Genomic DNA, 24,975 nt, shown 5'->3' with positions numbered 1-24,975 from the left:
GATTATCGTTTGTAGGTGGGGGTGACGAAGGGAAGGGCGGCGACCGTGACGGGCAGATATTTGCCGCGCACCTCCGCAAAAATCTGGCAGCCAGGTTCGGCAAAGCGGGTCGGCACGTAGCCCATGGCGACGGGGCCTTCGACCGAGGGGCCGAATGTGCCGGAGGTGACTTCGCCGAGTTCGGTCTGGCCCTCGGCATCGGCGTAAAGTTTTGCATGTGCGCGGATGGGCGCCTTGCCCTCCGGCTTCAGGCCGACGCGGCGGCGGGAGGTGCCGTTCGCCAGCTCGTCGAGGATGCGGGCGGCGCCCGGAAAACCGCCGGCGCGGACGCCTCCGGTCCGGCGGGGTTTCTGGATCGCCCATTCGAGCGCAGCCTCGATCGGGGTGGTGGTCGTGTCGATGTCGTTGCCATAGAGGCAGAGGCCGGCTTCGAGGCGCAGCGAATCGCGGGCGCCGAGGCCGATCGGCTGGCAGTGCAGGTCTTCGAGCAGCGCCTTTGCAATCTGTTCGGCCTGATCTGCCGGAACCGAGATCTCGAACCCGTCCTCGCCGGAATAACCGGAGCGGGAGACGATACAGTCGACATCGTGCAGAGACGCGTCGCGGACGTCCATGAACTTCATGGAGGTGACATCCGGCCAGAGAGCAGCCAGAACCGCTTCGGCGCGTGGTCCCTGGAGGGCAAGGAGCGCGCGGTCTTCGAGGAGTTCGACGTCGCAACTGGAAAGATGCGCCCGCAGATGGGCGAGGTCGGCCTCCTTGCAGGAGGCGTTGACGACGACGAACAGGTGGTCGCCGCGATTGGTGATCATCAGGTCGTCGAGGATGCCGCCGTTGTCGTCGGTGAAGAAGCCGTAGCGCTGGCGGCCGGGCTTCAGGCCGAGGATATCGACCGGCACCAGGGTTTCGAGCGCAAGTGCCGCATCCTCGTAAGCGCCGGATTTCGCACGGATGACGACCTGTCCCATGTGGGAAACGTCGAAAAGGCCGGCGGCGGTGCGCGTTTGCAGATGTTCCTTCAGCACGCCGGCCGGATATTGCACCGGCATGTCGTAGCCTGCAAAAGGCACCATCCTGGCGCCGAGCGACAGATGGAGGGCGTGAAGCGGGGTGGTCTTGAGAACGGTCTGATCGTCCAAGGACGCCTCCAGGGTTGGCGCATTTCAAGCGCCGGCTCAGATTCAGGCGCAATGACGCACCGGTTTATGAGCCCCCTCTGTCCTTGTCGCCTGAGATTGTTATCCCTTCGGCGGGCCCTCTTCGGGCCTCTCTCCAGAGTTCCTGTCGGTCGACTGCTGGTCCTTTTGCCTGAGAGTTTCCGGGGCGGTTGCTCCTTCGGCACCGCATTCAAGCGGCTTCTCCCAGCGAGTCTGGGTGGTATTATCGGCCTGGATCGCCATTTGGCAAGCCCTGCATGTCGCACCGAACACTATTTTTGTCGCAACGCAGCAAACGCGATTTGATCTAATGCAATGCGGGGTGAAATGGGTTCTGTATCACGCGACAAAAGGGCTTTTGCGCTTTATCGTGATTTGGATTATTCCCGCATCACTCGAACAGGCGAAACGATGACGGCAAGACTGGACATGGCGGCGACCTCAACGCGCATTTTCTGCGCGATGCTGCTGCTTTTGCTGGGGTTTGCCCATCAGCCCGTGCAGGCTTCCGCGCCGCTCGATTCCTACAGCGAAGCCTATCGGCTGCCGGACGGCACCTTTGCCGATATCTGTTCCGAAGGCGACCGCGGCCATCGGATGCCAGCGGCAAAACCGCTCTGCGAAGTCTGCCTGCTTTCGGCATCTGTCATCCTGCCGCCGCCGGAGGATGAAGCCTTACTTGCGGCAGAGCGCGCGTCGCTTGCCAATCCCTTGCGCCAGTTTTCCGAACTGCTTGGTACGACCGCCGTCGCCCGGCCTAAGTCTCGTGCCCCGCCGATTTCGATCTAATGTTTTAACGCTCTCAGATCAATCGCGGTCGACCGGTACAGATGTCGTCGCCGTATGGGGATATTCCATGAAGACTTTCACCAAACTCGCTTTCCTCGGCATTTTCGCAGCGACTGGCATTATTATTGCGGGAGCTACGGCCGCTCAGGAGGCGCCCACCAAGCTCGCCGACCTGGAAGTGACGGGCGCCTTCACCAAGGCGATGCTGCCCGGCCAGCCGGTCGGTGGCGGTTATTTCACCATCAAGAACAACGGCAAATCCGACGACATGCTTGTATCGGTGTCGTCACCGGTCGCAGGCACCGTGGAGATGCACGAGATGGCGATGCAGGGCGAGGTAATGAAAATGCGCAAGCTCGATACCGGCATAGCCATCCCGGCGGGCAAGACTGTCGAACTGACGCCAGGCGGGCTGCACCTGATGTTCATCAAGGTCAAGGAACCCTTCAAGCAGGGCGGCAAGGTGCCGGTGACGCTGTCCTTCGAGAAAGCTGGGAAAGTGGATATCACGCTGCCGGTCGAGGCGGCGGGACCGGGCGGTCACGAACACAAGTGATTTCATGCCAAGGCCGTTCATACAGGACTTGTGCGAGCGGACTCCCGCTAGGAACATCGACCAATCGCAATTGCGGTAGAAAGCGGGTTTTGCGATGGTGCAGCCCGCAGGGCAAAATTCGATCCGAAACTTTGCTCTGCGGTGTGGAGAAATCATCGTGACTTCGAATGATATCGGCCCATTCCTAGCGGTAATTCTTGCCGCATATCCGGAATGGGAGAAGTTTCCTCTCGTCGAGCGAATTGGTGACGGTTGGCAAGGGATCGCGTTGACGATCGAACCGCCCGAAGGCTCGGATATCGACTTTGGCCTTGATATTGAAGAAGTCGGCAACGAAGTGACGATCAGCTTCGATTATGCGCATCTCCACATGCAATGGCCGCCAGTCTACTGGGAGGCAGTCGATCCGATCTGGTGGGATGCCCAGGCGCTTATCGCCGCAATTCTAGCGGACAGAATCGTGGCTTCATCCGGCTGGATCGACGGTGAGCTCCGTGCCGGGTCGTTGCACCCGCCCGAAGCGCCTGTCGAATTGCTAGTTCCCGCCCTTGAGCATATTCGCGTCAGATCATGGCAGGGTACGTTCAGTCGCGATGAAGGGATCGTTCAGCTGCAGCATCCCTGACCCTCGGCTGAACTTGCTTCTACCTCAACAGTTTGAGGCTGCCGGTCAGCGACTTTATCCATTTCGACGGCCCGGCGAGGCCAAGGCCGTCGATCTCTTCCTCCGCCAGATCGCGATCCGGGAAGGTGGCTTCATAGTCCCGATAGTCGTGCAGCGATCTGGCGAAAGCCGGAAAGGGGACGATCGCGTGGTCCTGTAGCGGCAACAGCGCCTTCAGCATCAAGGAGCGGATCGTCTCTGCCTGTGCCTGCAGGATCGGTACCGGCAGAGCGGAACTGATATCGATCGTCCGACTTTCGCGATCGGTCAGCCGGCGGGCGGCAAGTGCCGGCATGCGCGCACCGAGGCCGACCGAGATGGCGCCGACCGTGTTGGCGACGATGCCGAGCGGCAGGGCGGGGTTGACGATAATGGCGAGGCGGATGTCGTCGGTCATAGGCGGGCGGGGTATCCATCTGTCGAAGAGAACCGCAGCCTACTCCGAATTGGCCGGTCGATCCTGCCTTTCTCTTCCTGTTTTCGGCATTTTCAGGTAGGATCTACCTGAATGACTGGAGATATGGGTAGATTTTATGGCGAACGACGTCGAGCCGGCGGACATACGAATTCTGGAAGCGTTGCAGGAAGACGGCCGGCTGACCAATCAGGCGCTGGCCGACAAGGTCGGGCTTTCGACCTCCCCGAGTTGGCGGCGCGTGCGGCATCTCGAAGAGACGGGCGTCATCCAGGGCTACAAGGCTGTGCTGGACCGAAAGGCTATCGGCCTCGGCGTGCTCGCCTTCATCCGCGTCAAGATCGACAGCCATAGCGAGGAAGAGGCGGAAGCTTTCGCGACCGAGGTGATCGGCCTCGACGAGGTGGTCGCCTGCTACAGCATCGCGGGTGACGCGGATTTCCTGTTGCAGGTCGTCTCACCCGATCTCGATGCCTATGCGGATTTTGCCATGTCGACGTTGCGGCGATTGCCGCGCATCAAGGAAATGCAGACGACCTTCGTCCTCAAGGAGATCAAGGCTTTCGACGGTCTTCCGTTGCGTTTCGCGGACAACCGGACCTAGAAAGCCAAGGGATTTGCCGGCCGGGGCGCGCATTCAGGCTGACTGGCGCCGCGCGGACGACAACCGGAAGGGCTTTAGAAATTGCTTCGATACAACCTGATCGAGTTGCATCAATGAATCTTAACAGAAGTCCGCGATGAATACCGCCCAAGACCTCTCATCAAAGGTTTCGGCAATGGAACTGCGACGTTCTCGGGTGATTGCGGCGGCCATTTTCCTCGGCCTGCTCGGGGCAATCATTCCGATTGCCGCGATGGTCTATATTTCGTGGGTCATCACGGTCGAGAAACAGCAGAACAATCTTGAGCGGATCGCGCARCAGACGATCACGCGTGCGAGCAGGACATTCGAGGATGCGCGGGCAGCGCTTGATTCGCTCACCTATCCGCGCCTGGTACCGTGTTCGGACCAGCACATAGCCCGCATGCGGGTGATCGCCTTCAACACGCCCTCGGTCAAGGAAGTCGGTTATTTCGAGAACGGCCTGCTGAAATGCACCTCTTGGGGGATCGAGGAGCGCAAGGTCGACCGGCCGTGGATCGACTACATGACGCCCGACGGCGTGGAAGTCGCCACCCGCGTGCAGCCGGCGGTCAGCATGGGCAACCCGATGATGGCGCTGCACTACGGCCCCTATAACGTGCTGGTCGATCCGGCCCGTTTCGTCGACATCCTGGCGGATGCCGACATCTCGCTGGCGCTCGCCAACCGGCAGGGCATGCTGATCAACGAACTCAATTCCCCGGAAACGGCCCTCGTCAATGCGCTGATCGACGAGCCGAAGAACGGCATGACGTCCTCGGTGCTCTACGCGATCGCGCGCGACAAGGGATTGATCGCGATCGCCATGGAGCCGCGTTCCAACCTTGCCGGCAGGCTTCAGGCGGAACAGTTCCTGCTGCTGCCGGTCGGCGCCTTCATCGCCATCTTCATCGTCGGCGTCGTGATCTGGCTTTCCAGGAAGCGGCTGTCACCGCTCGGTGAACTGGTGATCGCGGTGCGCAAGCGCGAATTCATCGTCCACTATCAGCCGATCATCGAACTGAAGACTGGCATCTGCGTCGGTGCCGAGGCCCTGGTGCGCTGGCGGCGGCCGGATGGATCGCTGGTGCGCCCGGATCTGTTCATCCCGCTTGCCGAGGAGAGCGGGCTCATTCTGCCGATTACCGACCAGGTCGTCGAAGCCGTCATCGCCGATCTCGGGGCGCTGCTCGCGGCCGACCGATCGCTGCATATCGCCATCAACCTCTGCGCCGCCGACGTCACGTCCGGCCGTATTCTCGATGTTCTCGGCGACAAGCTTCCCAAGACGGAGATTGCGGCGGGGCAGATCTGGCTGGAGGCGACCGAACGCGGCTTCATCGATATCGAGGCGGCGCGGGCGACGCTCGCCCGGGCCCGGGAACGCGGCCATCTGGTGGCGATTGACGATTTCGGCACCGGATATTCAAGCCTGCAATATCTGCAGGGGTTGCCGATGGATGCATTGAAGATCGACAAGTCCTTTATCGACACGATCGGCCGCAACAGCGCCACCAGTTCAGTCACCGGCCATATCATCGAGATGGCGAAGACGCTCGACCTGCAGATCGTCGCCGAAGGCGTGGAGACGGAGGAGCAGGCCGATTATCTGAAGGCTCACGACGTGGGTTTCGGCCAAGGCTGGCTGTTTTCGAAACCGCTTCCGGCCGCGGATTTCATCGACTACCACCGAAACGCAAAAGCCCGCTCGGGGAGCGGGCAAAAGAACATCCGGTGCGTGGCGGCGTGAAAACTGCGGGAAGAAGATCAGTCTTCGAGGTCGCGATAGGCTGACTGCGCCTGGGAGAAAGTCGCCTGCGGATGATGATGCTGGTCGGTCGTCAGCACATCGATCGAGACCGTCGTGGCGGGGATCATAAATTCGATATCGCCGGGGTCGCCAGCATTTTCGGCGCGACGGGCATTGCGCTCGGAGTCGGCCTTGATGTCCTTGACCTGATCCTTGACGGAGAGGCGTCGTCCGGGCTTCAGTGCCTCGATGGCGAGTGCGGCGGTGTTCGCCGATATGGTGACCAGTTGTGTCATGGCGCCTGTCGCGTCTTTTCTCAGAATATGATAATTACGCCGGCCCTGATTTGTTCCCGTTTAAACAAAATGCGGGCATTTTATCGATTTGACGATTTCCGGTTTTGGCCTACAGAAAACCCCCATGAACAATATGCTTCTCGTCGCCATCGGCGGAGCCATCGGCTCTGTCTGCCGCTATATCGTCGGGTTCTGGGCGCTGCGCCTGTGGGGGGCTGCCTTTCCCTGGGGAACGCTTGCCGTCAACATCGCCGGCTCGTTCGCGATCGGCTTTCTCGCCGAACTCATCGTCCGACGGTACGATGCATCGCCCGAGATGCGGCTGCTGATCATCACCGGCTTTCTCGGCGGCTTCACGACGTTCTCAGCCTTTTCGCTGGATGTCGTGTCGCTCTTGGAGCGGGGTGCGACCATGGTCGGCGTCACCTATATCGTCGCGAGCGTGGTGATCGCGCTCGGTGCCGTCTTCGCCGGACTGGCGCTCGGGCGGGCAATGCTCTAAAGACCGGGCAAAGGCCGTTGGCCCACATCCAGATATGAAAGAGCTTTGATGGCAGGCATCGAGCATATCCGCGTCGAAGCGGACGAAGCGGGAATGCGTCTCGACCGCTGGTTCAAGATCCATTACCCGGGCCTCGGCTTCGGGCCGCTGCAGAAACTGCTGCGTTCCGGACAGGTGCGCGTCGACGGCGGACGGGTAAAATCCGACGCCCGCGTACAACCGGGACAGACGGTGCGCATTCCGCCGATGGAGGTCGACGCCAAGAAGACCGGGCCGATCGCCGGCAAGGATCTCAAGCATTCCAGCGATTTCGAACTCTTGTCGCGCATGGTGCTGCACGAGGACGAGAAGGTGATCGTGCTCAACAAGCCGGCTGGCCTTGCCGTGCAGGGCGGATCGGGCGTCGCGCGCCATATCGACCAGATGCTCGACAGCTGGATCAGCCCCAAGGGTGAAAAACCGCGGCTGGTCCACCGGCTCGACCGCGACACATCAGGCGTGCTGGTGATCGCCCGCACCCGGGGTGCTGCGCAGAAGCTGACCGCCGCCTTCCGCGAGCGCGATACCAAGAAGACCTATTGGGCGCTGGTCAAGGGCGTGCCGCGCAAGCACGAGGACAAGATCTCCACCTGGCTGGTCAAGGAACAGACGCCGGATGGCGACCGCATGCGGATTGCCCGGCACGGCGAGGACGGCGCCGACCACGCGGTGTCCTATTACCGGGTGCTGGAAATGGCGGCGCAGACGCTCTGCTGGCTGGAGATGGAGCCCTATACCGGCCGTACCCATCAGCTGCGTGTCCATGCGCTGCATATCGGCCATCCGATCATCGGCGACCCGAAATATTTCGACGACGATCACAACTGGGATTTTCCGGGCGGCATTCAGAAGAAGCTGCATCTCCACGCCCGCCATATCGACATTCCGCATCCGAACGGCGGACGGCTGAAGGTCACGGCACCTCTCCCGCCGCATATGGTGCAGAGCTGGAACCTTCTCGGCTTCGACATGGAAAACGGCCGCAGGGACGACGACGAATGAAACTGGTCCTTTTCGATTGCGACGGCACGCTGGTCGACAGCGCCAACCTGATCCATGAAACCATGCGCCGCACCTTTGCCCATTTCGGCAAGCTGGAGCCGAAGATGGAAGACACCAAGGCGATCATCGGGCTGACGCTCGACATCGCGATTGCCCGCATGCAGGGCAAGCCGCATGCGGATGAAGAAGCCGTCGAGATGATGGCTTATTACAAGACGCTGTTTGCCGTCGTGCGCCAGGATCTCGGCTTCAAGGAGCCTTTGTTCGAAGGGATCCGCGCGCTGATCGACGCGATCGGGCCGCGCGAGGACCTGCTGATCGGCGCGGTGACCGGAAAATCGCGGCGCGGGCTGAAGCTGGTGATGGAGACGCACGGGTTCGACAAATATTTCGTCGTGTCGCGCACCGCCGACGACTGCCCGTCGAAGCCGCATCCGGCGATGGTGACCGAATGCTGCGACCAGACCGGCATTGAGCCTTCCGATACCCTTGTCATCGGCGATGCGATTTACGATATGCAGATGGCGAAGGCGGCCGGCGCCACGGCGATCGGCGTTGCCTGGGGTTACGCTTCGGTGGACGAGCTGAACAAGGCCGGAGCCGACGCGATCATCCATCATCCGAGCGAGTTGCTGAGCCATATCGGCTGAGGTTTTATTTCTATGCGTGACATGTTTCCCGATCCATCCGAAGCGCTGAGCCATCCGGACCCGACGCGGCGGGCGCAGATCCAGATGCACAAGCCGCTGCCGAAGCGCTTCTACAAGGAAGTGTCGGTAGCCGAAGGCGAGGGCGGCCATGCCATTCATCTCGACGGTCGGCCGGTCAGGACGCCCGCAAGGAACGGGCTCGTCGCACCGACGGCGCGGCTTGCCGAACTGATCCGCGACGAGTGGGCCAATCAGGTGGACGTGATCGACCCGGGCACCATGCCGGTGACGCGGCTCGTCAACACCGCGATCGACGGTATCGCCACCGACCCACAGGCGGTGTTCGAGGACATCCTGCGGTTCTCTTCGAGCGACCTGCTCTGCTACCGCGCCGAGACACCGGAAAACCTGGTGGCTCGCCAGAGCGAACAATGGGATCCGATCGTCGACTGGGCCGCGAACGTACTCGGCGCCCGCTTCATCTTGGTCGAGGGCGTGATGCCGCAGGAGCAGCCGAAGGAGGCGATCGCTGCCTTTGCGGTGACGCTGAAGAAATACGATACGCCGATCGAACTCGCCGTGCTGCACACGGTGACGACGCTCACCGGTTCGGCGATCCTGGCGCTTGCCTTCGCGGAAGGGCGGCTCACCGCCGACGAGGCCTGGACGCTCGCCCATCTCGACGAGGACTGGACGATCGAACATTGGGGCGCGGATGCGGAAGCCGAGCATCGACGCGCCAAGCGGCTCGAGGAAATGCGGGCGGCGACCGAAACTTTTCTTGCGTTGAGGCCCTCGGTTTAATCGTTCTCTAACCGTGTTCGTTGGAACATCTGAAGGTGCCGTTTTGCAGGTCCCTTCATGCTCCGTCGTCTCTCTCGTTTCTGTCTTGTTGCTTTGACGGTCTTGCCGTTGATGTCGTTCCGCCTGGAACAGGCAAACACGGCGCAGGAAAAACTTCTCTACGACGTGCGCGGCGCCTTCGTGACCGCGCGGCCGGATGTGCCGAAGGGATTGGTGATAGCCACCGACATGCTGGTCGACGAGGCGATCCGCGCAACCACCAGGTCGATCGCCCTGCCGCGGACGATCATCTCGGTGCGAATAGACGAGATGTCGCACATGCCCATGCTGATCGGCAGCCGGCATGAGGCGAAGGTGACGGTCCAGGCGATATCCGTGAACACCGGCGAACCAATCGCCAGGGGAACGTTCAAGACGTCGATCTACCTGCTGGACGGGGACACCGCGGACCGTGACCTTGCCGAAAAGATCGCCGACCGCATCGCCGGCGAATTCCGTCTTGACGGCCAGCGCCGCCCGACAATGGCGACGGCGCTGTTTCCGTGAGACCTAGGAAACATACTTGTGCAGGATCGAATTGATCAGAGTCTGATAGGGCATGCCCTGTTCCAGCGCCTTGGCTTTCAGGCGCGCGAGGTCTCTTTCCGGAATGGAAATGGAAATCCTCTGCCGCTTGCCGTCGATCGTGTCGCGCGCGGCATTCTGCCAGAGACGTTTGCGTTCTTCGATTTCACCAACAGGCACCCATTCATCGGTCTCCGAGAGCACGATGATTTCCTGCTCACTCAGTTCACTGCCAAGTTTGCTCTTGCTCACGGCTTCTTACCGCCTTGCGACTGGGGAAAAAGGTTTTCAGAAAAACCCCTCCCTCCGTTTCGACATATGGCACTATGAAGGCATAGCCTTCGATTTCCACGACTAATTGACGCTGATGCGCATACCGCTCGATATTCACGTGGCGGCGGTCATCAAGGAGCATGCCCTCACTCAAGGCGATCACGATTCTCTCGAAGCCTAAACCGAACTTCTGTTTGAGAAGATCATTCTTTTCGTCCGACCAGTGAATCTCCATGCATATGGAATATATATCCGAGACTACTGTTGATCAAGCGCCTAGCTCAGCCGGTCCGCGTGCCAGCGCAGATGGTCGTCCATGAAGGTCGAGATGAAATAATAGGAGTGATCGTAGCGCTCGTGCATCCGCAGCGTCACGTCGATATCCGTTCCCTTGGCCGCTTCCTCGAACAGCCAGGGGCGCAGGCCGTTTTCGAGAAAACCGTCGGCCTTGCCCTGGTCGATCAGGAATTCCGGAAAGCGCGCACCGTCCTCGACCAGTGCGCAGGCATCATATTGCCGCCAGGCTGAGCGGTCGGCGCCCAGATATTTCTCGAAGGCGGGTGCCGACCAGTCGGCGGTCGAGGGCTGGACGATCGGCGCGAAGGCAGAGCAGCTCTTGAAGCGGTCGGGGTTCCGGAGCGCGATCGTCATGGCGCCATGACCGCCCATGGAGTGGCCGAAAATGCTCTGGCGGTCCATGTCCATGCGAAAATGCTGGCTGACGAAATTCGGCAATTCCTCGGTGATGTAGGTGTACATCTGGTAGTGCTCGGCCCACGGCTTTTCCGTTGCATCGAGATAGAAGCCGGCGCCCTTGCCCATCTGCCAGTTGGTGAGTTCGTCGGGTACGTCATTGCCGCGCGGGCTGGTATCCGGGCAGATGACGATCAGCCCGAGTTCCGCGGCCATCCGCCTGTATTCGCCCTTTTCCATGACGTTGGCATGGGTGCAGGTAAGGCCCGATAGATACCAGACGACGGGGCAAGGCTCCCTGATTGCCTGAGGCGGCACGAAGACGGCGAAGGTCATCTCGCATTTGCAGGCTTCGGATTCGTGCATGAACACGCCCTGCATGCCGCCGAAGGCAGTGTTCTGGGAAAGGACCTTCATCGATGCTCCTCGAGAATATCAATTGCCCATCGACACGACGGCGTTGACGGCCGCGGCGACAAGGACGGTGTTGAAAAAGAATGACACGACCGCGTGCACGAGATTGATGCGGCGCATGTCGGTCGTGGTGATCTGGACGTCCGATGTCTGGGCAGTCATGCCGATGACGAACGAGAAGTAGAGAAAATCGTAGGCGCCGGGTTCGTCGGTTTCGGGAAAATCGAGGCCGCCTCGCTTCGCCTCATTCTCTTCGGCCTGCTCGTCCGGCCGCCAGAAGCGATGGGCGTAATGCATTGCGAACATCGTATGGATCGTCAGCCAGCCGAGCACGACGGATGCGAAGGCTAGCGACACGGAGGCAAGGCCCGCAGGCTGCGAACGGTTCAGCGCTTCGAACAGCGAAACCACGGCGGCGGCAACGGCGAGCAACGTTACCCCTAAGATGACCGGCGCAGGCTCGTCGTCGTTTTGGCCTTTCTTTCTGAACGTGGCGCCATCGAGCTTCGGGATGCGGGCGGCCATCATGACGAGATAGATCAGGAAGAAGACGATGACCGCGATGCCGGGCGCAAGTTGCGGCACGGAAAGGAACAGGAACGGCAGACAGACCAGCGAAGCGATGGTGCCGGCGAAGAACGGGCCATGCCGGTGATAGGTCAGTTTGCGCCAGGGGCTCGGCATCCGGGTTTTCCGATCGCTCACGTGGCTGATTTGGCGCGGCGGCAGAGCCTGTCCAGCGTTTCTAGGAATTTCGAGCGGTCGCGCGGCGAAAAGGCGGCGTTATAGCCCTTGCTTTCGCCTGTTTCGCGCAGATGTGCTCCGAGATCGCGCATGGCGCTCGCCATGCCGATATTGGTTTCATCGAAGACCCTGCCGGTCGGACCGGTCACCAGCGCGCCTGAGGCAACACAGCGTACCGCCAGCGGCACGTCGGCGGTGACGACGATATCGGCGGGGCCGGCGCGTTCGGCGATCCAGTTGTCGGCGGCGTCGAAACCGGCGGAGACGATGACATTATGGACCATCGGGTCGCGGGATGGGCGAAGGCCGGAATTGGCGACGAACGTCACTTCGAAGTTATGGCGTTCCGCGACTTTCAGGATCTCCGGCTTGACCGGACAGGCATCGGCATCGACGTAGATCATGGATGGATACTCCGGCCTCAACCCGGTCGGCCCCCGAACGGCGGGAGGCAACGCAGCCCGCCCCGGCGGGCCGCGCGCGGGAAGCGGTATCAGGCTACAGCGGTCGTCTGGTCGTCGACCGTTGCGCCGGGTACGTTCTTCTTGATGGATTCTATGGCCGACACGGCAGAAGCCTTGGCCGAATAACCTTCGGAGGAGAACATGGCCTGACCGTTCGGAGCCTTGAAGCGGAAACGGTATTCCCCGGCCTTGTCCTTATAAATCTCGAATTTGTACATCTTCTGCATCTCCCATTCATCGGAGTTGAAATCGTGGACTTATTCGTAACAATGAGGCGCGTTCCGGAAAGCACCCGATACCGCGCTCAGTAAATCACTACGCTGCGAATCGATTCGCCGCCATGCATCAGCTCGAAACCCTTGTTGATGTCCTCGAGCGGCATCGTGTGGGTGATCATGGGGTCGATCTCGATCTTGCCCTCCATGTACCAGTCGACGATCTTCGGCACGTCGGTGCGGCCGCGAGCGCCGCCAAAGGCCGTGCCCATCCAGGTGCGGCCGGTGACGAGCTGGAAGGGACGGGTGGAAATTTCCTGACCGGAGCCGGCAACGCCTATTACCACCGACTTGCCCCAGCCGCGATGCGACGCTTCGAGCGCTTGGCGCATGACCTTGGTATTGCCGGTGCAGTCGAACGTATAGTCGGCTCCGCCGATCTGGTCGGCGCCGCGCTTCGTCAGGTTGACGAGATAGGGAACGATATCGCCGTCGACTTCCTTCGGGTTGACGAAATGGGTCATGCCGAAGCGTTCGCCCCAGGCCTTCTTGTCGTTGTTGAGGTCGACGCCGATGATCATGTCGGCGCCGGCAAGCCGCAGGCCTTGGATGACGTTCAAACCGATGCCGCCGAGCCCGAAGACGATGGCGGTGGCGCCGATCTCTACCTTGGCGGTGTTGATGACGGCGCCGATACCCGTGGTGACGCCGCAGCCGATATAACAGACCTTGTCGAAGGGGGCGTCCGGGTTGATCCTGGCGACCGCGATCTCCGGAAGAACCGTATAGTTCGCAAAGGTCGAGCAGCCCATATAGTGATGGATTTTGTCCTTGCCGATCGAGAAGCGCGAGGTGCCGTCGGGCATCAGCCCCTGGCCCTGCGTGGAGCGGATGGCGGTGCAGAGATTGGTCTTGCGCGACAGGCAGGAGGGGCATTCGCGGCATTCCGGGGTATAGAGCGGGATGACGTGGTCGCCCTTCTTCACCGAGGTGACGCCGGGGCCGACGTCGATGACGATGCCGGCGCCCTCATGGCCGAGGATCGCCGGGAACAGGCCTTCCGGATCTGCGCCGGACAGGGTGAAATCGTCGGTGTGGCAGATGCCGGTCGCCTTTACCTCGATCAGCACTTCGCCGGCGCGGGGGCCTTCGAGCCGTACGGTCATGACTTCGAGCGGTTTGCCAGCCTGAACGGCGACGGCGGCGCGGACATCCATGATGTTCTCCCTTGAGGCTTTATAGATTCGGCGCGACCTTGGCACAGGCGAGGGGGCCGGCTCAAGCCGGAACGAGCCGTTCGCGGTCGCATTTCGGTGAGCGGATCAAGGACCGATAAGCGGCACGTGCGGCGAGGTCGTGCGCGGCGCCAGGCCGGTCAGGCGCGGATCGTCCAGCACTTCGACCATCAGCGCGTAGGGCGTGAACCCGGACCGCTGATAGAACTGCATGGCGGCCGGGTGGTCGAAGTGACAGGTATGCACCCAGAAACGGCGGATCGGTTGCGCCCAGGCCCTCTCGATCGCCCAGTTCATCATGAAGCGGCCGGCGCCCTTGCCGATCGCACCGGCGACGAGGCCGAAATAGACGAGCTCGCATTCGCCCTGCTCCCGGAAATCCAGCTCCAAGAGGCCGATGCGGCGGCCGCCGTCGAGAAGCACGTAGATCTCGACCTGCGGATCGTTGAGAACCGAGGCAAGTTCGTCGTCCCTCATCAGCAGCCGCGAGACCCACATCCAGTTCTCGCCGACCGCCCGGAACAGCGCGCGGTATTCGTCGGGAGCAGGAGACTGCCAGCGTTCCAGGGTAAGCGTGTCCGGCGCCGTCGCGGTTTTCCTGCGCGGCTTCTCGAACATTTCGAGGCAGGTCACGACGGTGGCAATCTTGCCCGGAGGTACGGCGGAATAACCGGATGATAGTGCGGGGTTTTCGCTTTTCATGTAACCTTTGGAGCCGCTTGGCGGGTTGATGTCAATGGGCGGAGACGTCGATGTCGAGTGATATGGAGCGCGGGTGATCAGCCGAACAGGCGGTCGCAGGCGTAGACAAGACCGTAGGAATGGATGGCGACCGCGGCGTAGAGGCCGAGGCCCGCCATCAACCGCTCGCCGGGATGCATTTGCTCAAGGGTTTCGCGCGGCTTGACGGACGAAAAGCCGATCAGGCTCATCAGAGTGAACACGGCAAGTGCCGCGATCAGGGCGGTGGAGGAGAGCCCGATCCGGTAGCCGACCCACAACATCAAGAGCGTAATTCCGAAGCTGCCGGCGACGAGCAGGCTGCGGGTCGGAAAGATCTGCCTCAGTACCCTGCCGCCGTCGAAGCGGTACATGGGCAGAAGATTGAGGAGGTTGAAGGCACCCAATATCAGCAGGAAGACCAGCGCCGGTTGCCGCAGCGACGAAGAAAACAGGTGGGTAGCCGAGAGATCGTGGACGGAAATCACCACCGGCACGAGAAAGGCGGACATGCCAGCGCCCATGAGCGCGCAGGTGGCGACTTCGAAGCGGCTGTTGTAGGGCCGACCGCCGATAGCGATGCCTCCAAGAAGCGGAACGAAGATCATCCTGACCCTCTCATGCCCGAAGGCGCGATAGGCGGCCATGTGCCCCAGTTCGTGCAGCACGATGACCACCGTCAGAATTGTGGAGATCGTCAGACCTGCCGCAGTCAGCCCGAAAAAGGGCCAGAGCAGCAGCGTCGAGAGGAGTGCCAGGACTATCTGGGTGAGCGGATGTTCGATCATGCCGCCTGTTTTCGGCCGGCCGTTTTTCAGCCATGCAGTCAGCGACGAGAGCTCGCGGCGGATCATGAAATAACGAAACAGGTAAACGCCGAGGCCGCGATAGTTGTCCGTCTGGGCAAGGGTGATCGTGGAACCGCCAGGCGCGGCCGACACGGCGCGGTATTCCTCGAAGTTGCGCCAGAAAGAAATGTCGAGCGCGGTATCGTCCACCACGCGTGCACGGCTCTCATAGCTGAGCTGGGCACTATCGATAGTTTCCTCCACCTTGAAGACCCGCCGGATCGGCGAACCGTGGCGATCGGGATGGCTGTAGGCGATCTCTATCCCGCCGCGGTTCCGTTCCATCCCTGAGGAGAGGATCGAAGGGTTCCAGCTCGCCTCTTCGCCGCCGGGGTGAAAGGCGCGCCAGAGACGTTCCGGAGCGATTTCGAGCGTCCGATGCAGCGTGATGGTGCGGTGGCCGACGGGTGCTGCCATCAGCAGCCAGAGCAGGCCGAGATTGATCGTCAGCAACAGGACGGCGGAGACAATAGGCGTCATATCGACCTCGGGAGCCTGTCGGCTCGCGATTGGCCGATCATCACAGACACCATTAGGCCGATTGATTTTCCAGGCGGTTTAGCCAACCGATAAAATGCGAACGAGCAGCCGTGCAACGCGTCGCGACCGGCTGTTTGTCAGGCCGCCACCTCTCGCGTCAGCCGATGCCCGGCATCGGTCACCAGCCAGGGACCGGAGCGCAGCACTTCCTTCGGCCTTTCATAGGTCGCCACCGCCGCGATCATCTCCCGCCAGGCGGGATGATGGGCTCTAACATCGGTCAGTTCATCGATCTCGCGCAGGACCAGCGCTTCGACCGGCGAGAGCAGCAGCCGGCCTCGCTCCATCGCGCCGCGCAGCACCCGCCAGATATAGGTGAGATCAAAGGCTGTGATGCCGGCAGAGGCGGGGCGGGCGGCATGATAGGCACCGCGTGCCCCAGGATCGAGGGCCAGGCGAACCTGGTCGAGCGCAAAGGCCGACAGGCTCTCCGGTACCTCGGATGCCACTTCCATAGCATGCAGAAGCAATTCGAGCTCCAGCGCGGAACGAACGGCTCCGTCGACGGCGATCGTGCGCATTAACCAGCCAGCCTTTGCGTCGTCAATGCGCCCCATCGGATCGGTGTCACACACGAGATATGCCGCCAGGCTTTCGACGAAGTAGGTCGACCATTCGGGGCTTTGTTCGGGACAGCAGTCATTCAGCGCAAAAAGGACAAGCGCATCTTCGGAGGAGCAAATGCCGTCCGGGAACGCATATTTGCGCAGCATCAAAATATCGTCGGCCACAATCCGACCCTTCCCGGCGATGACACATGCCGGAAAAGAAAAGCGGAACCCGCTCATCTTCATTTCTCCGTTTCATCATGAAACTGAATGTGGGGGATAAATGAGAGAAGTTGAGAGGCAGAAAAGAAGCGCGGTTAACCGGCGGGAAACAAGGCCGTCAAACAGTTTCGAGCTGCTTCGATTTGGAACGTTCCCGCCAGATGATGAACAGGCCGGAGGCGACGATGACGGCGATGCCGAGCCATTTGGAGGCGGTCGGGAAATCGCCGAACAGGGCGTAACCGAGCACGGTCGCCGAGATGATCTCGAAATACTGGAAGGGTGCCAGCAGTGAAAGCGGCGCCAGCCGGAAGGCCCGTACCACGAGCAGATGCATGTAGCCCGAAATGGAGCCGAGCAGCATGAGCAGGATAAGACCGAGCCAGGAAGCGGGGAGCGACGGCGCGAAATCCGCGGCCCCGGCGTTATCTCCGGCCACAAGCGCCGCCGCCATGAACAGCGTGCCGCCGACGCCTGCCATGGTCTGCATGACCAGCGGCGAATCGGCCTCGCCGATCGCACGGTTGAGGAACAGGTAGAGCGTGTAGAGGAAGGCGCAGGCGACCGGCAGCAGCGCCGTCCAGCCGAAGATCGCATAGCTCGGCTGGATGACGATCATGGCGCCACTGAAACCGACGACGATCGCCAGCCACCGCCGCCAGCCGACCTTTTCCCGCAAGAAGATCGCCGACATCATGGTGAGCATGAAGGGTTCGACGAAATAGATGGCGAAGACATCGGCGAGCGGCATGTATTTGACCGCCGCGAAGAACATCAGGCTGGCGGCCGCATGCAGCACGCCGCGCAGCAGGTTCATCCACGGGCGCTTCGGCCGGAAGATGGCAGCCCCGGTGAAGACGACGAGCGGCAGGATGCAGACGAGCTGAAAGAAGAACCTGTAGAATGTCACCTGCGCGGGCGACATCGCCTCGAAGGTCGCCATATATTTGGCGATGGCATCCATCAACGGCAGGATGACCATGCAGGTGGCCATGATGGCCATGCCCTTCAGCGGATTTTCAGGTGTGGAAGAGGGCATGCCCGGCACTTTCGAGGAACCGGGTTCTTCAACCACAGCGGGCGGCAATGTTCAAGCCAAGATCAGGCGACCGCGGTATCGGAAATCGTGGCGCCGAAGATTTCCCCGAAAGCTTCGCGCAGGCGCATATCCACATCCGCCATCATCACCGGAAGGCCGAGATCGACGAGGCTCGTCACGCCGTAAGCGCTGATGCCACAGGGCACGATGCCGGTGAAATGCGAAAGGTCCGGCTCGACATTGAGGGAGAGGCCGTGGAAGCTGACCCAGCGGCGCAGGCGGATGCCGAGGGCGGCGATCTTGTCCTCCGCCATCGAACCGTCCGGCAGAAGCGGTTTTTCCGGCCGGCGCACCCAGACGCCGACGCGGTCCTCGCGTCGCTCGCCGCGCACGTTCATCATGTCGAGGGTGCGGATTATAAGTTCCTCAAGCGCTGCCACATAGGCGCGCACGTCCTGGCGCCGGCGTTTGAGATCGAGCATCACGTAAGCGACGCGCTGGCCGGGACCATGATAGGTGTATTCGCCGCCGCGGCCTGTGGAAAACACGGGGAACCGGTCCGGCTCGATCAGGTCTGCGGCGTCGGCGCTGGTGCCGGCGGTATAGAGCGGCGGGTGTTCGAGTAGCCAGACGAGCTCGTCGGCATGGCCATCGGCGATTGCCGCCACCTCGCGCTCCATCTCGGCCACGGCGTCCTCGTAAGGGACAAGCCCATCGGAGATTCGCCAGCGCACCGGCGGCGAGCCTGTTTGCGGCAGCATGGACAGATTGAGGTCGGTGCGTGTGAGCATGGAAAATCTTCTGGCAAAAACAAAAGGGTGCGGCAAGGGCCTGGTTTCGGCCCGGTTTATATAGGCATTCACGCTTGCAATTTTTATCCTTCAAAAATCTGTCACGGCGCACTTGTGCACCCCAAATGCTTTTGCTACATGCAGCCCCGCCGGCGCAAGTCGGCATCTACCACGATGCGGTCGTGGCGGAATTGGTAGACGCGCAGCGTTGAGGTCGCTGTGTCGCAAGACGTGGAAGTTCGAGTCTTCTCGACCGCACCAAAATAAAAACCCGCTTCGGCGGGTTTTTTGTTGCCCGGATGAAATTGCATCCGGGAAATCAGGCCCATCTGCCGCTTCGATGGCAAAACATCGAGTCATATCGCCCATTCCGGATGCGATCCTGAAATTCCTCGCTTATCTTGGCCTGATCCAAGCTCGTATGTGCAAGGTAAGGACAAACAATGGTCGAACTGAAAATCAAGACGCGGCCGATCGGCGCGACGGCGGTGCTCGGACGCCTCGGTCACCCGCAGGTGACGAGTGAGACGGGTGGTCAGGTGGAGGCCGTCACCGGCGCTTCCGAGCCGGGGTTCAATCCGCTCGACCTGATGTTTTCATCGCTCGCCGCCTGCCTCGTGCTCAGCGGCCGTATCGCCGCAAGCAAGCTCGGCATCCTCGACAGGCTGAGCGAGGTAAGGGTGCATGTGACCGGCGAAAAAGCCCACGAAGGCCCCTCCCGGATCACCAGGTTCATCGTGGATTTCCGGATCGAAGGGGATTTTAACGAGGAGCAGAAAAAGCAGATCGCTCACATGGCCGAGGAAATCTGCACCGTCAGCAATACGCTGAAAAGTCCTCCGGAGATTTCCCTGGCAACCGATTAGTCATCGTCGGGAATGTGGCTGTCGACGCCTTCGAGGCGAAGGTTGTTGACCAGTTCGCGGACGCCGGCGACACGCTGGATCCGCCGGACGATCTTGCGCGAGGTCGCCGCATCGTCGACGGCGCCTTCGAGCGTGACGGTGCCATCCTCGACATGCACATCGATCGAGGCCATGTCGATCATGTCCAGCTCCTCGATCGCATCGGTGATCCGCTCTTCGAGATCGTCGGCCTCCTCGATTCCCTTGGTGCCGGGGCGAATGCTGTCGGCCAGGCGCTCTTCCGAACCGTCGCGTTCGACACCGTCCACCTGGTAGCCTCGGTTGCGGTCACTGTCGAAATTGGCCTTGGGATCGCCATAGGCGGCGTTGTCGACGGGGCGGGCGCCGGCTGCATCGTCGTAGGGCCAGCCTTCGTCGATGTTGCGGTCGTCGTAATCGCGAAAATCTTCCTCGCGGGAAATGTCGTCAGCTTTTTTCTTGCCCGGCACCGCAGTCTCCTATCGTTCCCACATGGACCCGGCGCACCCCCTCCTGAAAGGCCGGTGCGCCGGGGATTTCGCCTCAGTGGCTCGTGGATGCGCCATTCCGCTGACCCGTCAGGGTCAAATGGCTTTCGACATCATGTACGCCATCCACGGTTTCCGCGCTCAACACCGCCTTGCGGGCCGAGAACACGGTATCGACAGAACCCTCGAGGATAACCTTGGTTCCCTCGGCATGTGGTTCGATCATCGACGAATCGACGTCCGGCAGTGCAGCCAGGCGCTCGGACACCTGTCGCTCGAGCTCGGCTGCGGTCTTGTCTGCTGTCGCATTCATGGTCGTAGATCCTCGCTGGGCTTGCGACCTGACAACGGGCGAACGCGAATTTGGTTCGGCCGTGTTTTTATTTTCCCTTGCCCCATTTGCGCAGCAGCCGCTCGCGCTTCAGGCGGGACAGCCGTTTCAGCCAGAAGATCCCGTCGAGCTGGTCGATCTCGTGCTGCATGCAGATGGAATAAAAGCCTTCGGCGTCCTCTTCATGGACGACACCGGTGAGATCCTGGTAGCGGAACCGGATCCTTTTGGGGCGTTCTACCTCGTCATTGGCCCCGGGCATCGAGACGCTGCCCTCGGTATGACGCATCAACTCCTCCGAGGAGAGCAGGATTTCCGGGTTGGCGTAAAAGCGCGCGCCGCTCTCCTTCGACAGTTCGAGCACTACAAGCCGGGTGAAGACACCGACATGCGCGGCGGTGATGCCGACGCCGGGTGCCGCCCGCATCGTTTCGAGAAGGTCATGGGCCAGCGCCGTCAGAGCCGCGTCGAAAACCGTGATCGGCTCGCATGGCTTGGACAGGCCCGGATCGGGATATTTCAGGATGGTTCGGATGGCCATTTTCGAACTCCTCTTTCTGCCTATCGGGCTGCCTCTCGGGTTTTTCCGCATCGTTTCGCCATGCGCTCTGGACCCGGAACGGCAATTGTTCTAGCAGGAAAACCGGTGGCAGGAGCAATAGCGCCGGGTGCAGCTATCCGGTTGTTGACAATATGTTTTTTGCCGCCATTCTCGTTTTGTCAAAGACCAGCAGTGAGGGCGGAAGATGAGCGATATCGGCGAAGACCACCGCCTGCGCACAAAAACCGACGATGCCGGTGACGACATCTATTCCGAGGACGGAGCGATCCGCGCCGACTTCCTGGCGATGGTCGGCGCCGCAATCGCTGATCGCGACACGCTTTTCCTGCGCAGCCATGTGGCGCGGCTGCACGAATCGGAACTCGGCGACCTGCTCGAAGCGATTCTGCCCGACCAGCGCCATGCGCTTGTGCGGCTGCTCGGCGACGATTTCGACCTCACCGCACTGACCGAAGTCGACGAAAATATCCGAATGGAGATCGTTGACCAGATGCCGAACGCGCAGATCGCGGCGGCGATCGGCGAACTCGATTCGGACGATGCGGTCTATATTCTCGAGGACCTCGACCACGAGGACCGGGAAGAGATCCTGGCGCAACTGCCGTTCACGGAGCGGGTGAGGCTGCGCCGCGCGCTCGATTATCCGGAACAGTCGGCCGGCCGCCGCATGCAGACGGAATTCGTCGCCGTGCCGCCGTTCTGGACCGTCGGCCAGACGATCGACTATATGCGCGACGAGGAGGACCTGCCGGAGAGCTTCACCCAGATCTTCGTCATCGACCCGACCTTCAAGCTGCTCGGCGTGCTCGACCTCGACCGCATCCTGCGCGCCAAGCGGCAGGTGAAGATCGAGACGATCATGCGGGAGACGAACTATCCGATCCCCGCCGACATGGACCAGGAAGAGGCAGCCCAGCTCTTCGAGCAATACGACCTCATCTCGGCAGCCGTCGTCGACGACAACGGCCGGCTGGTCGGCGTGCTCACCATCGACGACGTGGTCGACGTTATCCAGGAGGAGGCGGAAGAGGACATCATGCGCCTCTCGGGCGTCGGCGACGAAGAACTGTCCGACTCGGTGCGCGAGACCTCGCGGTCAAGAGTGCCGTGGCTGCTGGTCAATCTGTTCACCGCCTTCATTTCGGCCTCGGTGATCTCGCTGTTCGAAGCGACGATCGAGCAGGTGGTGGCGCTCGCCATCCTGATGCCGATCGTTGCCGGCATGGGCGGCAATGCCGGCTCGCAGACGATGACGGTGACGGTGAGGGCGCTTGCGACCCGCAATCTCGACATTCACAATGCCTGGCGCGTCGCCCGACGCGAGGCGGGCGTCGGGTTGATCAACGGTGTGGTGATCGGCTGTCTCGTCGGCGTGGTGGCCGGGCTGTGGTTCCACGATGTCCATATCGGCGGGCTGATCGCCACCGCCATGCTGATCAACATGTTTGCGGCCGCCATGGCCGGCATCATGATCCCGCTGCTTCTCGACCGGGCCGGGGCCGACCCGGCGGTATCGTCGGCGGTGTTCGTGACCGCGATTACCGACACGACCGGGTTCTTCTCGTTTCTCGGCCTGGCGACCTGGTGGTTCATGCTCCGTTGAGCCCAAAAAATTGACTGTTACGTAAAAGTCAATTAGTTTGGCTGACGAGTAGCAGGACATGAACGTGAACAAATATTATAGCATTACGGAGCTGACGCGTGAATTCGGGGTATCGACCCGCACGCTGCGCTTCTATGAGGACGAGGGCCTTATCCACCCCGAACGCCGGGGTCGCACGCGGCTTTTCCGGGCAACGGATCGCCGGCTGATCCAGGAAATCCTGCGCGGCCGCCGGATCGGCTTCACGATCGCCGAGATTCGCGAAATCATCCAGGTCTACAAGGAACCGCCGGGCGAGCTCGGGCAGCTCAAGCTCCTGATGACGCGCCTCGATGAAAAGCGCAACGACCTGCGCCAGAAGCGCAAGGATATCGACGATACGCTGACGGAGCTCGACAATGTCGAGGAAGCCTGCCTGACCCGGCTGGCCGAAATCGGCGTCGGCACCTGATCTGCAAAACGACCGCTATTGCGCCTCGATCGAGCACTGTTCGGCGAGCGATTGCACCCGGCCGTCCTGCGGGGCGATGGCGCCGGACTGCAGCGGCGTCATCAGCGACTGGGCGATCAGCTTGTCGGCGGTGCAGCCGCAGAATTTCTGGCAGAGGCCGGCATCGTTGCCCTGGCCCGTGCAGCCTGCTTCGCAGCTTCTGACATAGCCGATCCGCGGATCCGGCGGCGGGGCGGGATGCACGAGCGAGAAGAGATAGACGAGCGCGATCAGCACCGGCTGGTGGACGAGGTAGACGATCAGGCTGTGGCGGCCGGCCTTCGAGAGAAGGTTCTCCTGCGTCTGGACCGCGGCGAGTTTCGGAAGCCAATTTTTGGATATCGCCAGCCTTGTGACTGCCACCCCGGCCAGAAGTGCCGCGATCCAGGGAAACAGCGGCACATAGTCGTTCGAACGCGGCGGGACTTCTGCAAAACCGAGCCAGCTCAGGTAACGGGCGTCGAACAGGGCCGAATCCAGCGCGCCAGGCACCAGGCTGTAGTCGATGATCATCGCCGCGACCACCAGGGCGACTGTCGCACCGGTCAACAACGGTGGCAGGCGCAGGAAGGCGAGACCGATCAGGCTCGACAGCGCGATATTGTGCAGGATGCCGAAATAGATCCACTCGCCCGGAAAGGCGACCAGCGTCGCGATGCTGATCGCGAGCGCAGCACCTGCAACCATCGCAAAACGTTTCCAGAAGGGCTGCCAGCGGATCTTCGGGAAATGCGCGAGGACGAGGCTGACGCCCGCCAGGAACAGGAATGAGCTGGCGATCGAGCGAGCATAGACCCGGAAGAAGCCCTGGGTCGCCGTGCCGGGATCGACATAACCGAAAAACTCGAGATCCCAGGTGAAGTGATAGGTCGCCATGGCGATGAGGGCGACGCCGCGCAGCGTATCGATCAGCGTGATGCGGGGTCTGCGCGGGGTGGGGTTCTGGGTTTCGGCAACAGTCACTGCTTGTCTTTCCGGATCAGATCTCAGGGCGTCCCGCGGTCTATGATCGCCAGCCGGGCCTCCGAGAAATACTGGCGGCGGGTGAGCACGACGACCACCACAAGGGTCATGGCAATGAACATATAGGGTCCGATGAACCAACCGAGATAGCCGACCGACAAAAACAGTGCCCGCAGGCCCGAATTGAAATGGCCTGCCGCGATCGTATTCATCCGTACCACCTGATCGGCGGCGCGTTCGGCCGCCGCCCGGTCGGCGTTGGTGTCGTGCATCATTGGCAAGGCGCCGAAAAGAATGGTGCAATAGTTGAACAGACGGTAGGACCAGCCGAATTTGAAGAAGGAATAACCGAACAGGAAGGTGAGGCCGGCGACCTTGAGTTCGAACGCGGTGCGGCCACCGTAGGCGACGAAGGGCAGGTCGCGGAAGACTGCCTCGACCTGTTCGGTGGCGCCGAGCAGCGCAAAACAGCCGCCGATCGCGAAGATCGATGTCGAGGCGAAAAAGGCCGTGCCGTTCTGCAGGCCCGCCAGAATCTGGGTGTCGATCATCTTGAGGTCGCGGCGAAGCGAATTGTAGATCCATTCCTTCCGCCGTTCGGCCATCGCCCTGTTGAGGCTGGCGCGCGGAAACAGCCGAGAGCCGGCGCCGGCGGTCACCCAGGAATAGAGGGACCAAAGGACGGCAAAGAGGGCAAGCGCAATATAATCGGCGTTCGTCATGGCTTCACCGGTTGGAATCGGTCTCTAATCCGTCTCGTCATGCTTTGTTTCGGTTTCGGCGGCAAGCCTTCTCGATCCGGATAGGAACCGCAAACGGCGTGCAGGCGTTACGAATGTGATCCGTCAAAGGTTTCCGCCATGTTTCCGCCATTTTCCGGATTGCGAAGGCGGCGGGATTTTAATAGACCATTAGCCATGACGACCGGGAGCGGACGTTAATCGATGCGGCATGAACCCGGAGACGACATGGAAGATACCGACCAGAAGTCCTGCTGGGGCGTGACCTTCAAGGCGCTCCTCGGATTTGCAGGGGCCTTGGCTCTCGCGTATCTGTTCGGCGCTATCTGATTGCCGCAGTGAAATTGCGGAATTT

At 61.3% G+C, this 24,975-nt stretch carries 33 protein-coding genes, 1 tRNA gene and 2 riboswitches; of the genes, 14 read left to right on the top strand and 20 right to left on the bottom strand.

Features of this window, described 5'->3' with window-relative positions:
• Positions 1–2: 2 nt before the first annotated feature.
• On the bottom strand, positions 3–1,139 hold the full coding sequence (gene gcvT, locus AC1D3C_RS16095; RefSeq protein WP_477483583.1) for a glycine cleavage system aminomethyltransferase GcvT: 1,137 nt from the start codon (positions 1,137–1,139) through the stop codon (positions 3–5).
• A 67-nt stretch (positions 1,140–1,206) separates the two neighbouring features.
• Positions 1,207–1,286: riboswitch (glycine riboswitch) on the bottom strand.
• A riboswitch (glycine riboswitch) is annotated at positions 1,287–1,374 on the bottom strand. It abuts the riboswitch before it with no gap.
• Positions 1,375–1,568: 194 nt separating this feature from the next.
• On the opposite strand from gcvT, the gene AC1D3C_RS16090 reads away from it, so the two are divergent.
• From AC1D3C_RS16090 to AC1D3C_RS16080, 3 genes are all read left to right on the top strand, one after another.
• A complete protein-coding gene (locus tag AC1D3C_RS16090; RefSeq protein WP_477483582.1) occupies positions 1,569–1,946 on the top strand; it encodes a hypothetical protein in 378 nt (125 codons plus the stop codon).
• Positions 1,947–2,013: 67 nt separating this feature from the next.
• Positions 2,014–2,502 carry a copper chaperone PCu(A)C gene (locus AC1D3C_RS16085; protein WP_477483581.1) on the top strand — a complete coding sequence of 163 codons (489 nt, stop codon included), beginning with the start codon at positions 2,014–2,016 and terminating at the stop codon, positions 2,500–2,502.
• Between the two features lie 157 nt (positions 2,503–2,659).
• The gene (locus AC1D3C_RS16080; protein WP_477483580.1) at positions 2,660–3,127 is read left to right on the top strand and encodes a hypothetical protein; all 468 of its coding nucleotides are present in this window, start codon (positions 2,660–2,662) and stop codon (positions 3,125–3,127) included.
• A gap of 19 nt (positions 3,128–3,146) precedes the next feature.
• Here the strand turns inward: AC1D3C_RS16080 and AC1D3C_RS16075 are convergent, their stop codons facing one another.
• A complete protein-coding gene (locus AC1D3C_RS16075; RefSeq protein ID WP_477483579.1) occupies positions 3,147–3,563 on the bottom strand; it encodes a DUF2000 domain-containing protein in 417 nt (138 codons plus the stop codon).
• A 136-nt stretch (positions 3,564–3,699) separates the two neighbouring features.
• On the opposite strand from AC1D3C_RS16075, the gene AC1D3C_RS16070 reads away from it, so the two are divergent.
• Both AC1D3C_RS16070 and AC1D3C_RS16065 read left to right on the top strand, forming a co-directional pair.
• Entirely contained in the window at positions 3,700–4,185 is a 486-nt protein-coding gene (locus AC1D3C_RS16070) for an Lrp/AsnC family transcriptional regulator (protein ID WP_477483578.1), read from the top strand.
• 175 nt (positions 4,186–4,360) lie between these two features.
• On the top strand, positions 4,361–5,956 hold the full coding sequence (locus AC1D3C_RS16065) for an EAL domain-containing protein (protein WP_477483705.1): 1,596 nt from the start codon (positions 4,361–4,363) through the stop codon (positions 5,954–5,956).
• 17 nt (positions 5,957–5,973) lie between these two features.
• On the opposite strand, the gene AC1D3C_RS16060 is transcribed toward AC1D3C_RS16065, so the two are convergent.
• The gene (locus AC1D3C_RS16060) at positions 5,974–6,252 is read right to left on the bottom strand and encodes a hypothetical protein (RefSeq protein WP_038543147.1); all 279 of its coding nucleotides are present in this window, start codon (positions 6,250–6,252) and stop codon (positions 5,974–5,976) included.
• A 124-nt stretch (positions 6,253–6,376) separates the two neighbouring features.
• Between AC1D3C_RS16060 and crcB the strand changes: the two genes are divergently transcribed.
• The 5 genes from crcB to AC1D3C_RS16035 all read left to right on the top strand — a co-directional run bounded on the left by crcB (position 6,377) and on the right by AC1D3C_RS16035 (position 9,795).
• Entirely contained in the window at positions 6,377–6,754 is a 378-nt protein-coding gene (gene crcB, locus AC1D3C_RS16055) for a fluoride efflux transporter CrcB (RefSeq protein ID WP_038543145.1), read from the top strand.
• A gap of 48 nt (positions 6,755–6,802) precedes the next feature.
• Positions 6,803–7,795: an RluA family pseudouridine synthase gene (locus AC1D3C_RS16050; protein WP_038543142.1), complete on the top strand. Its 993-nt coding sequence runs from the start codon at positions 6,803–6,805 to the stop codon at positions 7,793–7,795.
• On the top strand, positions 7,792–8,445 hold the full coding sequence (locus AC1D3C_RS16045) for an HAD-IA family hydrolase (protein WP_477483577.1): 654 nt from the start codon (positions 7,792–7,794) through the stop codon (positions 8,443–8,445). Before AC1D3C_RS16050 ends, AC1D3C_RS16045 begins: the two co-directional genes overlap by 4 nt.
• A 12-nt stretch (positions 8,446–8,457) precedes the next feature.
• Positions 8,458–9,249: an ATP12 family chaperone protein gene (locus AC1D3C_RS16040; protein WP_477483576.1), complete on the top strand. Its 792-nt coding sequence runs from the start codon at positions 8,458–8,460 to the stop codon at positions 9,247–9,249.
• 111 nt (positions 9,250–9,360) lie between these two features.
• Positions 9,361–9,795: a hypothetical protein gene (locus tag AC1D3C_RS16035; protein ID WP_051899719.1), complete on the top strand. Its 435-nt coding sequence runs from the start codon at positions 9,361–9,363 to the stop codon at positions 9,793–9,795.
• 3 nt (positions 9,796–9,798) lie between these two features.
• On the opposite strand, the gene AC1D3C_RS16030 is transcribed toward AC1D3C_RS16035, so the two are convergent.
• From AC1D3C_RS16030 to lipB, 12 genes are all read right to left on the bottom strand, one after another.
• Entirely contained in the window at positions 9,799–10,065 is a 267-nt protein-coding gene (locus AC1D3C_RS16030) for a CopG family antitoxin (RefSeq protein ID WP_477483575.1), read from the bottom strand.
• Entirely contained in the window at positions 10,040–10,321 is a 282-nt protein-coding gene (locus tag AC1D3C_RS16025; RefSeq protein ID WP_477483574.1) for a toxin, read from the bottom strand. Before AC1D3C_RS16025 ends, AC1D3C_RS16030 begins: the two co-directional genes overlap by 26 nt.
• A 41-nt stretch (positions 10,322–10,362) precedes the next feature.
• Positions 10,363–11,196, bottom strand: a complete 834-nt coding sequence (gene fghA / locus AC1D3C_RS16020; RefSeq protein WP_477483573.1) for an S-formylglutathione hydrolase — start codon at positions 11,194–11,196, stop codon at positions 10,363–10,365.
• A gap of 18 nt (positions 11,197–11,214) precedes the next feature.
• Positions 11,215–11,877, bottom strand: coding sequence for a DUF1345 domain-containing protein (locus AC1D3C_RS16015; protein WP_038543127.1), 663 nt, complete (start codon positions 11,875–11,877; stop codon positions 11,215–11,217).
• Positions 11,878–11,894: 17 nt separating this feature from the next.
• Positions 11,895–12,341: a YaiI/YqxD family protein gene (locus tag AC1D3C_RS16010; protein WP_038543124.1), complete on the bottom strand. Its 447-nt coding sequence runs from the start codon at positions 12,339–12,341 to the stop codon at positions 11,895–11,897.
• Between the two features lie 89 nt (positions 12,342–12,430).
• Positions 12,431–12,619 (bottom strand): YegP family protein, encoded by a 189-nt coding sequence (locus tag AC1D3C_RS16005; protein WP_477483572.1) that lies wholly within the window; start codon positions 12,617–12,619, stop codon positions 12,431–12,433.
• Positions 12,620–12,705: 86 nt separating this feature from the next.
• Positions 12,706–13,833 (bottom strand): S-(hydroxymethyl)glutathione dehydrogenase/class III alcohol dehydrogenase, encoded by a 1,128-nt coding sequence (locus AC1D3C_RS16000; protein ID WP_247038141.1) that lies wholly within the window; start codon positions 13,831–13,833, stop codon positions 12,706–12,708.
• Positions 13,834–13,938: 105 nt separating this feature from the next.
• A complete protein-coding gene (locus tag AC1D3C_RS15995; RefSeq protein WP_477483571.1) occupies positions 13,939–14,553 on the bottom strand; it encodes a GNAT family N-acetyltransferase in 615 nt (204 codons plus the stop codon).
• A gap of 77 nt (positions 14,554–14,630) precedes the next feature.
• Positions 14,631–15,899, bottom strand: coding sequence for a zinc metalloprotease (locus AC1D3C_RS15990; protein ID WP_477483570.1), 1,269 nt, complete (start codon positions 15,897–15,899; stop codon positions 14,631–14,633).
• A gap of 137 nt (positions 15,900–16,036) precedes the next feature.
• Entirely contained in the window at positions 16,037–16,747 is a 711-nt protein-coding gene (locus AC1D3C_RS15985) for a hypothetical protein (RefSeq protein WP_477483569.1), read from the bottom strand.
• A 100-nt stretch (positions 16,748–16,847) separates the two neighbouring features.
• Complete coding sequence (locus tag AC1D3C_RS15980; protein WP_247038134.1) at positions 16,848–17,768, bottom strand: DMT family transporter; 921 nt, start codon at positions 17,766–17,768, stop codon at positions 16,848–16,850.
• A 62-nt stretch (positions 17,769–17,830) separates the two neighbouring features.
• Positions 17,831–18,559 carry a lipoyl(octanoyl) transferase LipB gene (lipB, locus tag AC1D3C_RS15975; protein WP_477483568.1) on the bottom strand — a complete coding sequence of 243 codons (729 nt, stop codon included), beginning with the start codon at positions 18,557–18,559 and terminating at the stop codon, positions 17,831–17,833.
• Positions 18,560–18,735: 176 nt separating this feature from the next.
• Here lipB and AC1D3C_RS15970 point away from each other — a divergent pair.
• Positions 18,736–18,820: transfer RNA gene (locus tag AC1D3C_RS15970), tRNA-Leu, on the top strand.
• A 182-nt stretch (positions 18,821–19,002) separates the two neighbouring features.
• Entirely contained in the window at positions 19,003–19,425 is a 423-nt protein-coding gene (locus tag AC1D3C_RS15965) for an OsmC family protein (protein WP_477483567.1), read from the top strand.
• Here the strand turns inward: AC1D3C_RS15965 and AC1D3C_RS15960 are convergent.
• The 3 genes from AC1D3C_RS15960 to AC1D3C_RS15950 all read right to left on the bottom strand — a co-directional run bounded on the left by AC1D3C_RS15960 (position 19,422) and on the right by AC1D3C_RS15950 (position 20,803).
• Entirely contained in the window at positions 19,422–19,913 is a 492-nt protein-coding gene (locus AC1D3C_RS15960; protein WP_477483566.1) for a BON domain-containing protein, read from the bottom strand. The two genes, AC1D3C_RS15965 and AC1D3C_RS15960, sit on opposite strands and share 4 nt — an antisense overlap.
• A 73-nt stretch (positions 19,914–19,986) precedes the next feature.
• Positions 19,987–20,244, bottom strand: a complete 258-nt coding sequence (locus AC1D3C_RS15955; RefSeq protein ID WP_051899717.1) for a BON domain-containing protein — start codon at positions 20,242–20,244, stop codon at positions 19,987–19,989.
• 67 nt (positions 20,245–20,311) lie between these two features.
• The gene (locus AC1D3C_RS15950) at positions 20,312–20,803 is read right to left on the bottom strand and encodes a peptide deformylase (protein ID WP_477483565.1); all 492 of its coding nucleotides are present in this window, start codon (positions 20,801–20,803) and stop codon (positions 20,312–20,314) included.
• 205 nt (positions 20,804–21,008) lie between these two features.
• Here AC1D3C_RS15950 and mgtE point away from each other — a divergent pair, with 205 nt between their 5' ends.
• On the top strand, positions 21,009–22,427 hold the full coding sequence (mgtE, locus tag AC1D3C_RS15945; protein WP_038543108.1) for a magnesium transporter: 1,419 nt from the start codon (positions 21,009–21,011) through the stop codon (positions 22,425–22,427).
• Between the two features lie 58 nt (positions 22,428–22,485).
• Entirely contained in the window at positions 22,486–22,878 is a 393-nt protein-coding gene (locus AC1D3C_RS15940; protein WP_038543106.1) for a MerR family transcriptional regulator, read from the top strand.
• Positions 22,879–22,893: 15 nt separating this feature from the next.
• Here the strand turns inward: AC1D3C_RS15940 and AC1D3C_RS15935 are convergent, their stop codons facing one another.
• Positions 22,894–23,880, bottom strand: coding sequence for an acetyltransferase domain-containing protein (locus AC1D3C_RS15935; RefSeq protein WP_477483564.1), 987 nt, complete (start codon positions 23,878–23,880; stop codon positions 22,894–22,896).
• Positions 23,881–23,903: 23 nt separating this feature from the next.
• Complete coding sequence (locus AC1D3C_RS15930; protein ID WP_477483563.1) at positions 23,904–24,602, bottom strand: DUF599 domain-containing protein; 699 nt, start codon at positions 24,600–24,602, stop codon at positions 23,904–23,906.
• Between the last annotated feature and the right edge of the window lie 373 nt (positions 24,603–24,975).

Source organism: Neorhizobium sp. P1_A6 (genome assembly GCF_056406795.1).
The sequence above is the reverse complement of the archived record's forward strand: the minus strand, read 5'-3'. Positions and strand labels throughout refer to the sequence as shown.